Here is an 11,690-nt window from a genome sequence, read left to right on the forward strand (position 1 = left end):
AAAATTCCGCTACTTAGAAATCATTGGCGGGGAGCCGCGCTGATGTTTTGCGTCACGTGCGTGCAGGTCGAAAAGGCGGCACACCTCCAGGTTGAGCCATCAACGTCTTGTATTTGCCATTTGACCAACGAACTGGAGTACTATCTGCGCTCCAAATTTACGCTGGGGCAGCAAATCTGGTGTTGAAGGATTTGGCGGCGGCGTTGGGGGCTGGCCGCGCAACGGATTTACCTAGAAACCGCGTTTCCTGATCCAGGGTCGGGTGCCGCGTGTGTTTTTTGCATCGCTCCCGGCACGACACGAGCGTTTGCGTATCGGTAGACCGATCAAACTGGAAACGGGCACGAATGAGGCTAATGCGGTCAATCTTTACGCTTCTGGTCATCGGCGCCATCGGTGGCGGCGTCTATTATGTGATGCAGAGCGGCCCACCGGGTGGAACCGCCAAGCCACGCTTCGGTCGCGATGGCGGCGGAGGTCCGGTTGCCGTCGTAGCGAAACCTGCCGAGACCGCGGACGTGCCGATCTATCTCGAAGGCGTGGGCTCCGTGCGGGCGCTCAACCTGGCGACGGTGCGGGCGCAGGTCGACGGTATCCTGGTCAGCGTCAACTTCAAGGAGGGCCAGGACGTCAAGCGTGGCGACGTGCTCGCGAAAATCGATCCTGTCACCTACCAGGCCCAGCTCGACCAGGCGATCGCGAAGAAAGCGCTCGACGAGGCGTTGCTCGCCAACACGAAGCGCGATCTGGAGCGCTATCAGAAAGTCGGCACGCTTGCGATCTCGCAGCAGCAGATCGACACCCAGAAGGCATTGGCGCAGCAGCAGGAAGCGCAGATCAAATCCGACGTCGCCGCGATCGAGAACGCCACCGCGATCCTGGGCTATACGACGATCGTCGCGCCGTTTGACGGACGCACCGGCATCCGGATCGTGGATCAGGGCAACCTCGTTAAAGCGGGCGACGCTGGCGGCATTGTCGTCATCACGCAGATCCAGCCGATTTCCGTCGTGTTCACACTACCCCAGCAGGACCTCCCGGCGCTGACCGGCGCCACCGGCAAGCTGACGGCGCAGGCGCTGTCGACCAACAGCCAGACGGAACTGGATTCAGGCCTCCTCGAAGTGATCGACAACCAGGTCGATCAGCAGACGGGCACGATCCGCCTCAAAGCCAATTTCCCGAATGACCGGCGTCAGCTTTGGCCCGGGCAGTTCGTCAACGTGCGCGTGCTGGTCGACACGATGAAGAATGTCGTCGTCGCCCCGACGGAAGCCATTCAGCGCGGCCCCGACGGCGATTATGTCTACGTGGTCCAGGCCGACAAGACCGTCGCGATGCGCGCCGTCAAGATCGCGCGGCAGGACGAAAAACAAGCCGTCATCGCGGAAGGCGTCAAATCCGGCGATAGGCTTGTCGTCAATGGTTTCGGCCGCTTGAAGGACGGCGCAACCGTCGCGGTCAGCGATGGAAAAACACCGCCAGCCAGCGCTGATGCGCCCGCGAAGCAGCGTCACCGTCAGGGTGGAAAAGCCGCTCGCGACACGAGCGATCGTCAGCAGTCGTCCGCCTCGCAGTCTGGCGCACAGTCCGGTGCGCCGCTCATCACGGGTTCGAATACCGAGCCGACGCGGACCGTAGACAGTTCGAAACCCGGCGCGCAGCCCGATCAGCAGGCACGCGGCAACGCTAAGGACGGCGGCACATCGCCATGAGCGTCTCGCGGCCCTTTATCGAGCGGCCCATCGCGACAACGCTATTGGCGCTGGCGACGATCCTCGGCGGCATCCTCGGCTATCTCTCGCTGCCGATTTCATCGCTGCCGCAGGTCGATTTCCCGACCGTCGAGGTGACGACCGAGCTTCCGGGCGCCAGCCCCGAAACGATGGCGACGCTCATCACGGCGTCGCTCGAGCGGCAGTTCGGCCAGATCCAGTCGCTCGCTACCATGTCGTCGACGAGTTCGTTCGGCTTGAGCCGCATCACGCTGCAATTCAATCTCGATCGCGACATCGATTCAGCGGCGCAGGATGTGCAAGCCGCAATCAATGCCGCCGGCTCGACGCTTCCGAAAAACCTGCCCTACCCGCCGGTCTATTCCAAGGTCAACCCCGCCGACACGCCGATCGTCACGCTCGCGCTGACCTCGGACACGCTATCGCTTCGCTCACTTTCCGATCTCGCCGATACCCTACTGGCGCAACGCTTGAGCTCTGTCTCTGGCGTCGGCCACGTCTCGATCGAAGGCGGCATCAAGCCTGCGGTTCGCGTCGAAGCCGATGTCAGACGCCTCGCGAGCTACGGCCTCAGCATGGCCGATCTCAGTTCCGCGATCAGCGCCGCCAACGTCGCCGGACCGAAAGGCTCGCTCGACGGCGACAAGCAGTCGTTCGTCATCGCGTCGAACGATCAGATTTCCGACGCGAAAGCCTATAACGACGTCATCATCGCTTACCGGAACGAAGCCCCTGTGCGCGTGAAGGACGTCGCGAAAGTCAGCGACGGTCTCGAGAATACGCGCGTCGGCGGCTGGTATCAGGGCAAGCCCGCCGTCATCGTCGATATCCAGCGCCAGCCCGGCGCCAACGTCATCGACACCGTCACCCGCATCAAGAACGAGCTGCCGCGCGTCGAGCGCACCATGCCGGCGGGCGTCAATCTTCAGATTGTCAGTGACCGCACCGGAACGATCCGCGCCTCCGTCCACGACGTGCAGTTCACGCTGGTCTTGAGCGTCGGGCTCGTCGTGATGGTCGTGCTGCTGTTCCTGCGCTCGCTCCGCGCCACGATCATCGCCGGCGTCGCACTGCCGGTATCGCTTATAGCCACGTTCGGCGTGATGTACTTCTGCGGCTTCAGCGTCGACAACCTGTCGCTGATGGCACTGACGATCGGAACCGGGTTCGTCGTCGACGACGCGATCGTGATGATCGAGAACGTCGTGCGCCATCTTGAAAAGGGCGAGAAGCCGATGAAGGCCGCCCTCGACGGCGCGCGCGAAATCGGCTTCACGGTCATCTCTCTGACGCTGTCGCTGGTCGCGGTCTTCATTCCGCTGCTCTTCATGTCGGGCCTCGTCGGACGCATGTTCCGCGAGTTCGCCCTGACGCTGACCATCGCCGTCGTCGTTTCGGCAATCGTATCCCTGACGTTGACGCCGATGATGTGCGCACGCCTGCTGAAGGGCGACCACGACGAAAACGGAACCCGTCTCGGCCGCCTTTTCGGCGACTTCATGGATCGCGTGATCCTGGGCTACAAGCACACGCTGGAGTTCGTTCTGCGCCATCAGCCCGCGACGCTGTTCGTGGCGCTGCTGACCGTCGTGCTGACGATCTGGCTCTACGTCATCATGCCGAAGGGCTTCCTGCCCGATCAGGACACCGGCGCGATCACCGCCGTCGTCGAAGGCGGCCCGCAGATTTCGTTCAACGAAATATCGCGCTTGCAGAGCGACGTTGCGCAAATCATCGCCCGCGATCCGGACGTGTCAGGCGTCGCTTCGATCGTCGGCATCGGCCAGCTGAATGCGACACAGAACGTCGGCAATCTCAAAATTCTTTTGAAGCCGCGCGCTGAACGTGAAGCCAATGTGACGGAAGTCATCCGGCGCCTGAAGCAGGAAGTGAAGTCCGTCGTCGGCACGACAGTTCATCTGCAGCCCGTGCAGGATGTGCAGATTTCCACCCAGAGCAGCCGCGCACGTTATCAATACACCCTGGTGAGCACCGACGCGGCCGAAGTCGCCGAATGGTCGAAACGCCTCGCGGACGCGCTCAAGGCATCGCCCTATCTGCGTGACGTCTCATCTGAAGAAGTCGAGGGCGGGCTTGTCGCCAGAATATCGGTCGATCGCGTGCTCGCCGGTCGCCTCGGCGTCACGATGGCGGCGATCAACGACGCATTGAGCAACGCCTTCGGCCAGCGCCAGGTCTCGACGATCTACCAGCAGTCGAACCAGTATCGCGTGGTGCTCGAGGCGGCCCCCGAATATCGCAGCGACCCGTCGCGATTGAACCGTCTCTACGTTCCGTCAAGCACCACGGGAACGCAGGTGCTGCTGACGTCGGTCGCCTCCATGACGTACGAGACGGCGCCGCTCGCGATCAGCCATCAGGATCAGTTTCCCGCAACGACGCTCAGCTTCAACCTCGCGCCGAACGCCTCGCTCAGCGATGCCTTGCACGCCATCGATACGGCGCAAAAAGAGGTGAGCCTTCCGGCAACCGTCAACGGCACGTTCTACGGCGACGCTGCGGAATTCACGAAATCGCTGCAGGGCCAGCCCTGGCTCATTCTCGCAGCGATCGTCACCATCTACATTGTCCTTGGCGTGCTCTACGAAAGCCTGATCCATCCCTTCACGATCCTGACGACGTTACCTTCCGCCGGCATTGGCGCGGCGCTCGCACTGGAATTGACTGGAAAGGATCTTTCGTTCGTCGCGCTGATCGGCATCATCCTCTTGATGGGCATCGTCAAGAAGAACGCGATCATGATGATCGACTTCGCGCTCGACGCCGAGCGCACGCGCGGCCTCTCGCCCGAAGACTCGATCATGGAAGCAGCGCTTTTGCGTTTCCGTCCGATCATGATGACGACGCTTGCCGCACTTCTCGGCGCGCTGCCGCTGGCGATTGAAAGCGGCACCGGCTCCGAGCTTCGCAATCCGCTCGGTATCACGATCGTGGGCGGCCTCCTGCTAAGCCAGCTTCTGACGCTCTACACAACACCCGTCATCTATCTGGCGATGGAACGCCTCCGCGCCCGGCTGACGGGAGGCCGTAAAACTCCAGCAACGCAACCCGCGCCTGCAGCTGCCGACGACGCTGACGATCAACAGCGCCCTCGCCGCGGCTACGAAGAAGCGGCCGAGTAACGCCATGAACGTCTCGCGCATCTTTATCGAACGGCCGATTGGAACAGCGCTCCTCGCCGTTGGACTGTTTCTCGCGGGTGTAATGGCCTACATGTTCCTGCCCGTCGCGAGCATGCCGTCGATGGAGTTCCCGACGATACGGGTCAGTGTTACACGCCCCGGCGCCGATCCCGCGACGATGGCCGCAAGCGTTGCAGCGCCCCTCGAACGTCGCCTCGGCGAAATTTCCGGCGTGACGGAAATGACATCATCGAGCGCGCTTGGCACCAGCAGCATCACGATGCAGTTCGAGCTGTCGCGCAGCGCCGACGGCGCGGGCCGCGACGTGCAGGCCGCTTTAAATGCCGCAACCGCCGATCTTCCGGGCGACCTGCCGCAAGTCCCGACATTCCGGAAATACAATCCCTCGGGCTCGCCGGTTCTGATCCTGGCGCTGACATCCGACACGATGACGACCAGCGACATCTACGACACCGCCGATACGGTCATCGCGCAACGCATTTCGCAGGTCGAGGGCGTCGCGGACGTTTCCGTCAGCGGCGCCGATCAGCCCGCAACGCGCATCCAGGTGGATCCCGTTTTGACGGCTGCGATGGGCGTGAGCTTCGAGCAGGTCCGTCAGGCTATCGAGGCCGCCAACGATCTCTCTCCCATCGGCTCGATCGACGGCGGCACGCAGAGCATCATCCTTGCCAGCAATCCGCAGCTTCTCGATCCCGAAGAATACAAGAACATCGTCGTCAAGAACCAGCCGAACGGCGACATCGTGCGCGTCGGCGACGTGGCCAAAGTCGTGCTCGCGACACGCAACCGGCTTTCATCGGCGCAGTTCAACAACAAGCCCGCCGTTCTTCTGATCATCACCAAGACGCCGGAAGCCAACGTCATTGAAACGGTCGACCGCGTCAAAGCTCTGTTGCCGCAGCTCAGGCAATGGATTCCGGCAGGCATCAAAATTTCAGTCTTGTCGGATCGGACCGGCACCATCCGCGCCTCCGTCGAAGACATGCAGATGACGCTTGCCATCACGATCCTGCTGGTGATGTCGGTCGTCTTCGTCTTTTTGCGACGCTCGACTCCGACCATTGCCGCGGGCATCACCGTGCCGCTGTCGCTGGCGGGCACATGCGCCGCGATGTGGGCCGCCGGATATTCGATCAATAACCTGACGCTGATGGCCTTCGCCGTCGCGGTCGGCTTCGTCGTCGATGACGCCATCGTCATGATCGAAAACGTCTACCGCAACATGGAGCGTGGCATGAAGCCGATGCAGGCCGCGCTCGAAGGTGCGCGCCAGATCGGATTCACGGTCATTTCGATCTCAGTGTCGTTGATCGCAGCATTCATTCCCGTCCTGTTCATGACGGGCATCGCCGGACGATTGCTGCACGAATTCGCTATGACGCTGATGTTTTCGATCATCATCTCCGCGATCGTGTCTTTGACGGTCACGCCGATGATCTGCGCGCATTTCATCCGAGACGGTGCCGACCACCGCAAGTATCTCGCCGACCGCCTGTTCGAAGGCGCGCTCGCGCTGATCATCGGAGCCTACGCGTTCACGCTCAGAATTGCACTTCGCCATCAGGCGATCATGCTCGCCGTGTTCGTCGCGACCATCGCGCTGACGGTCCACCTGTATCAGATTTTGCCCAAGGGCTATCTGCCCGACGACGACACCGGCCTCATCATCGCTGCGACGGAGGCCAATACCGATACGTCGTTCGGCAACATGAGCAAGCTCCAGGATCGTGCACTGAAAATCATCCTTGCCGACCCGGCCATCGAGAGCGTGGGTTCCTCGATTGGTGGCGGAGGATTCAATCCGACGCTCAATCAGGGCCGCATGTTCATCGGCTTGAAACCGCTCGCCGAGCGAAACAACGTCTCGACCGCCGAGGTGATCGACCGTCTCCGAAAGCCGCTTGGCGAGATCGTTGGATTGGCGACACGACTGATGCCCTCGCGTGATATCCGCACCGGCGCACGTCAGGGCAAGGCCGATTATCAGTACACGCTCTGGTCCTATGACGATAAGCTCTACGACTGGGTCGCCAAAGCCGTCGCGGCGGTACGCACAGTTCCGGGCGTCGTCGACGTCAGCTCCGATCGCGAACAGGGCGGGCTTCAGCTCAACGCCATCATCAATCGCGACACGGCCTCAAAACTCAATGTCTCGATTGCGGATATCGACACGGCGCTCGCGAATGCGTTCTCGCAACGGCAGTTTTCGACCATCTACGGCGACCGCAATCAGTACAAGGTCATCATCGAAGTCGATCCGAAGCTGCAACGCGATCCGAGCGACCTCAATCGCATCTATGTTCCGAGCGCCCGCGGCACGCTAATTCCGCTCTCAACGCTCCTGACAATAGAACGCGGAACCGCTCCGCTCGTCATCAACCACCAAGGACCGTTTCCGTCCGTCACGATCAATTACAGCTTGCGGCCCGGCGTCAGCATGGACACGAGCCTGCGCGGCATCGAACAGGCGCTTGCCGAATTGCACATGCCGGAATCGATCCGCGGCGAGCCGGCCGGTGACGCCAAGGCATTCGCGGAACAGGCGCGCATGCAAACTATGCTGATCCTGGCCGCTTTCGTCGCCATCTACATCGTGCTTGGCGTGCTCTACGAAAGCCTCGCGCATCCGCTGACCATCATTTCGACGCTGCCGTCCGCCGGTCTCGGCGCCTTGCTCGCGCTGCAGACGGCCAAGATGGATCTCTCGGTCATCGCCTTGATCGGCGTGATCCTGCTCATCGGCATCGTCAAGAAAAACGGCATCATGCTCGTCGACTTCGCGCTCAGCGCCGAGCGCGAACGCGGACTTTCGCCGCAGCAATCAATTTACGAAGCTTGTCTGCAACGCTTCCGGCCGATCCTGATGACGACGCTCGCCGCGCTACTCGGCGCCATTCCGCTTGCCGTCGCGATTGGACCGGGCTCCGAGATCCGCAGGCCGCTCGGCATAACGATCATCGGCGGCCTCGTCGTCTCGCAGGTGCTGACGCTCTACACGACGCCGGTGATCTACCTGCTTCTCGAAAAACTGAAGCTCCGGGTTGCGCGATGGCGCGGCAAGGTCAGCGACGTGCCTGCGGCGGGTCCGGCAGCCTAGCGCCAAGCAACAATGCAGCGTTCGGCACAGGCTCGAACGTCACCGGTCGTCGTTCGGACGTCGCACCGTCGGGTTGCGGAAGGGATCATACGTCCGCTTGATGCCTTTCGGATACATCGACGTCGTCGAGGATGTGGTCGGCACGGTTCGGCTTGCAGGTGCGCTGTAGCTGGGCGGATTCCGGATCATCGTCGGATTGGGCGGCGCGACCGGCCGGCGCTTCGCAGCCTCCGCGCAGACCGGAAACATGACGGCCACGACCGTCGCAATCGCAAGAATCGCTTTTTCCACCCCTTGGCCCCTCAATGAATCGCGGCTACCCCTGCCAACTGTAGCAGGCGATATATAGTGTTGAAGTCGGTTAGCGCCAACTCAGGCGATTCTTCAACACCATCCAAAGCCAAGCTGAACGTCGCTGCCCAAAATGCCCCATGTGCTTGCCGGGAGCCCATCGATGCTGATCACGCGCCTCACCAAAGTGATTATGAGCTTTGCGCTCGGACTATTCTGTTTGCTGGTCGCCTTCGACAACATTTTTGCACCCGCGACCAACTACACGTTCGTGCAGCACGTGCTCAGCATGGATACGACTTTCCCCGAGAGCGGCGTTAGATATCGCGCGATCACAAACCCCATCGCGTGGCAGGCAGCCTTCGCCGCGATCATTGTGGCCGAAGGATTTGCCGGACTTCTGTTCGTAGCAGGAGCAATAAGACTGTTCCGCGTCCGCAACGCACCTGCCGCCGACTTCAATCGCGAAAAGACCTACGCCGTTGCGGGAGCGGCGCTCGCGTTTCTCATCTGGTTTTTCGGCTTCACAGTCGTCGGCGGCGAATGGTTCGCGATGTGGGAGTCGAAAACCTGGAACGGTCAGGAGGCGGCGTTTCGCTTCTACATCACCGCCGTCGCCGTTCTCATTTTTCTGAACCAGCCGGACGGCGAAATCTCCGAATGACGCATCCGCGTCATTAAACAGTCGGAGGGTTCGGACGACCTCGCTTATGGCTCTGATGCCGTCGTGCCGGAGGTTGCCGACGATTCGTTGCCCGCATCCGGAGCGAGACTTGGCCTGACGCCGTCCGCGGCTTCCGTTTCCGTGACCGTTCCATATTTTTCGGAGTGGCTCGGCTGATGACCGAAGTTATAGCCCATCACGAGCACGGCCAGGATAGCAACGACCGTCGCTATCACCGGCAAAGGCCGCCAAGTTTTGTCAGCGCCTGGAATCCGCGGATCGCCGTCGCGCGTTGCCATCTGTCGCCTCCACGAACATCAATCATGGAAAACGGAATGAAGCGGAGTTCGGTTCCCTTGTCTTGACGGTCAACCGGCTGACGGGTTCGCCGCCTAACTAACCAAGCAAGGCGGCGCAAGCTCAGCGCGAATTCGGCGTAACGTCGGGCTCTTTCTCGACGCGGAATATCGCTTCATCGTGCCCGCTTTTGCTGCTGTAGAGCGCGAGCGCCATCAACGCGGTCCCGATCATTGTCGCGAGCAGAATGCCGACGATCGTCCCGATCGTCGCGCTGGCGCTCACGCCGGAAAAGACCCCAAAACCCCACATGACGCCGCAAGCCGCGAAGACAAAGGCTAGGCACAACGACGAGAATAACGCGATCGTCCGCATGAGAAACCACCCTTTCAGCGCGCAGCATGCACGCTCGGCTTAAACATGCATATTTAATACATCATTAGGCGGGCGGCGCAAGCGGCCACCGAAAGGACGCGTCGAAGTGGCCGAACGGCCTCGCGCCACGCTCTAAGCCACGGCTTCTGGAAGCTCGCTCGCCAGGATTGCGCGCAACGCCGCGAGGCCCGGGTCCTTGGCGCGGTTCATGATGCCAATGAGCTGCACCCAGTGATCGTCCGAGGCTGCATTCAGGAAATTCCGGACGATCGTCGCCACAACGTCCGCGGTAGGCCGGCCCTCCGCTTCGGCCGCATTTGCGAGACGCGCCTCGAGTTCCGGATCGGCGAGCGCCGCGACGAGGTTCATGGCGACGACCGGATCGTCCAGAGAGTCGATCAGCTTGCCGAGCACGGGCACCTCACTGCACCAGCGGAGAATTGGCGCCTTCAATCGAAATACCGCGAATGTCCGCGCGCCCGATCAGCAGCGCGATGTATTGCGCCGTCGCCTGCCGGCGCACGTGATCGTCGAGATAGGCTTCGATGCGTTCTCGAACGGCTTCGAACGGCAACGTGTTGCCTTCGATACGGCGATTGAGCCGGATGACATGAACGCCGTAACGCGTTTCGACAGGCCCGGATATTTCACCCGGAGCAAGCGACACGAGCGCGGCCTCGAATTCCTCCGTCGTATCGCCGGGCGCGATCTGACCCAGACTGCCACCCAGCGTCGCCGACGGGCAAGCCGACCATGCACGCGCAAGCTCGGCAAACTGTTCCGGCTCTGTCGCGAGTACGGCCGCGATGGACGCCGCCCTTTCGCGCGCGGCCGCATACGACGCGCTGTCGTCACGGCGCGCGCCGATAAGAATGTGATCGGCCTCATAAAGCGCCGCCGTCGTGAAGCGGCGACGATTGTTTTCGTAGAAGCGGTGCGACGTCGCCTCGTCGGCAACGGGCACGCGAACCTCGCGCTCGATCAAACCGCGCAACAGCGCATCGTCGGCCGTTTCCTCGCGACCATCGACGTCGGTTTTTGGCTCGGCGACGATATTCAATCGCCGCGCCTCCTGCAGCAGCAGTTCCCGGATCACGAGCGCCCTGGCAGCCGCAAGCCAGCCCTCACCCGGATTGCGCGACGGAAAGTTCTGAACCTCGGCGGCAATCGCCTTCGACGGAATGACGACACCGTCGACGCTCACCTGCGGCGTTACAAGCGGCGCCGCAGGCCCGGGCTTTGCGGATGCTTGCGCCGCCGAAGTTTTCGCGGCGCCATGATTGATGACGAGCGTTGTCATGCCCTACTCCCCTGGATGACCAACGACGCGCGCCGGCATCGACTGCAGCGGAGAGCGCTGCTTTTTCGGCAGACGCGTGCGGACGACCTGGAAGCCGGGCCGACCGAGATACCAGACGGGCGCGCTCCAGGCGTGCACCAATCGCGTGAAGGGAAACAGCAGGAAGATCGTCATGCCCAGAAACAGATGTGCCTTGAAGATCGGGTGCACGTCGGCGACGTAGTGCGCGGCCGATGGCTGGAACGTCAGGATTCCCTGCGCCCAGTCCATGAACTTCACCATCTCGTGACCGTCCATGTGATTGAGCGACACGATGATCGTCGAAAGCCCGAGCGACAGCTGCACCCACAGGATCAGCAAAATCGCGATGTCGCTGAAGCTCGACGTCGCCCGAATTCGCGGATCGAACAAGCGGCGATGCGCAAGCAGCGTGATACCGATGAAGCAGGCGATGCCTGCGATGCCACCGGCCGTAATCGCGAGCCCCTGCTTGAACGTATGGCTGACGCCAAGGAAATCGAACACCCAGATCGGCGTCAACAGACCAACGAAATGACCGCCGAAGATCGTCAGGATGCCGACGTGAAAAAGGTTCGAGCCCCAGCGCAGCTGGCTCTTGCGCAGCAGCTGCGATGAACCCGTCTTCCATGTGTACTGCTCGCGATCGAAGCGAACCAGACTGCCAAGCAGGAAGATCGTCAGGCAGAAATAGGGATACCATCCGAAAAGTGCGGAGTTGATGAACTCGGACATTGGGCTCTCC

The 11,690-nt window shown here is 61.6% G+C and carries 10 protein-coding genes; 4 read left to right on the top strand and 6 right to left on the bottom strand.

All coding sequences use genetic code 11. The features are described 5' to 3' along the window. Window positions 1-356 precede the first annotated feature (356 nt). Genes HYPGJ_RS09120 through HYPGJ_RS09130 form a run of 3 tightly spaced genes read left to right on the top strand, consistent with a single transcriptional unit; the run spans window position 357 to window position 8,000 of the window. Window positions 357-1,715, top strand: coding sequence for an efflux RND transporter periplasmic adaptor subunit (locus HYPGJ_RS09120; RefSeq protein WP_244466063.1), 1,359 nt, complete (start codon window positions 357-359; stop codon window positions 1,713-1,715). After that, window positions 1,712-4,879, top strand: coding sequence for an efflux RND transporter permease subunit (locus HYPGJ_RS09125; protein WP_046846937.1), 3,168 nt, complete (start codon window positions 1,712-1,714; stop codon window positions 4,877-4,879). Before HYPGJ_RS09120 ends, HYPGJ_RS09125 begins: the two co-directional genes overlap by 4 nt. Before the next feature lie 4 nt (window positions 4,880-4,883). Continuing rightward, window positions 4,884-8,000 (top strand): efflux RND transporter permease subunit, encoded by a 3,117-nt coding sequence (locus HYPGJ_RS09130; protein ID WP_046846938.1) that lies wholly within the window; start codon window positions 4,884-4,886, stop codon window positions 7,998-8,000. Window positions 8,001-8,039: 39 nt separating this feature from the next. On the opposite strand, the gene HYPGJ_RS09135 is transcribed toward HYPGJ_RS09130, so the two are convergent. Then, the gene (locus HYPGJ_RS09135) at window positions 8,040-8,291 is read right to left on the bottom strand and encodes a hypothetical protein (RefSeq protein ID WP_046846939.1); all 252 of its coding nucleotides are present in this window, start codon (window positions 8,289-8,291) and stop codon (window positions 8,040-8,042) included. Between the two features lie 163 nt (window positions 8,292-8,454). Here HYPGJ_RS09135 and HYPGJ_RS09140 point away from each other — a divergent pair, with 163 nt between their 5' ends. Next, window positions 8,455-8,955 (top strand): DUF2165 domain-containing protein, encoded by a 501-nt coding sequence (locus tag HYPGJ_RS09140; protein ID WP_083984079.1) that lies wholly within the window; start codon window positions 8,455-8,457, stop codon window positions 8,953-8,955. Window positions 8,956-8,999: 44 nt separating this feature from the next. On the opposite strand, the gene HYPGJ_RS09145 is transcribed toward HYPGJ_RS09140, so the two are convergent. The 5 genes from HYPGJ_RS09145 to narI form a co-directional block, all read right to left on the bottom strand. Next, window positions 9,000-9,254: a hypothetical protein gene (locus HYPGJ_RS09145; RefSeq protein WP_046846940.1), complete on the bottom strand. Its 255-nt coding sequence runs from the start codon at window positions 9,252-9,254 to the stop codon at window positions 9,000-9,002. Window positions 9,255-9,375: 121 nt separating this feature from the next. Continuing rightward, window positions 9,376-9,627, bottom strand: coding sequence for a hypothetical protein (locus tag HYPGJ_RS09150; RefSeq protein ID WP_013214961.1), 252 nt, complete (start codon window positions 9,625-9,627; stop codon window positions 9,376-9,378). 132 nt (window positions 9,628-9,759) lie between these two features. Beyond that, window positions 9,760-10,041: a hypothetical protein gene (locus HYPGJ_RS09155; protein WP_046848260.1), complete on the bottom strand. Its 282-nt coding sequence runs from the start codon at window positions 10,039-10,041 to the stop codon at window positions 9,760-9,762. Window positions 10,042-10,048: 7 nt separating this feature from the next. Next, entirely contained in the window at window positions 10,049-10,927 is an 879-nt protein-coding gene (locus HYPGJ_RS09160; RefSeq protein WP_046846941.1) for a peptidylprolyl isomerase, read from the bottom strand. Between the two features lie 3 nt (window positions 10,928-10,930). Beyond that, complete coding sequence (narI, locus tag HYPGJ_RS09165; protein WP_046846942.1) at window positions 10,931-11,680, bottom strand: respiratory nitrate reductase subunit gamma; 750 nt, start codon at window positions 11,678-11,680, stop codon at window positions 10,931-10,933. Between the last annotated feature and the right edge of the window lie 10 nt (window positions 11,681-11,690).

The organism is Hyphomicrobium sp. GJ21, from assembly GCF_001006785.1.
Classification (GTDB): Bacteria; Pseudomonadota; Alphaproteobacteria; order Rhizobiales; family Hyphomicrobiaceae; genus Hyphomicrobium_B.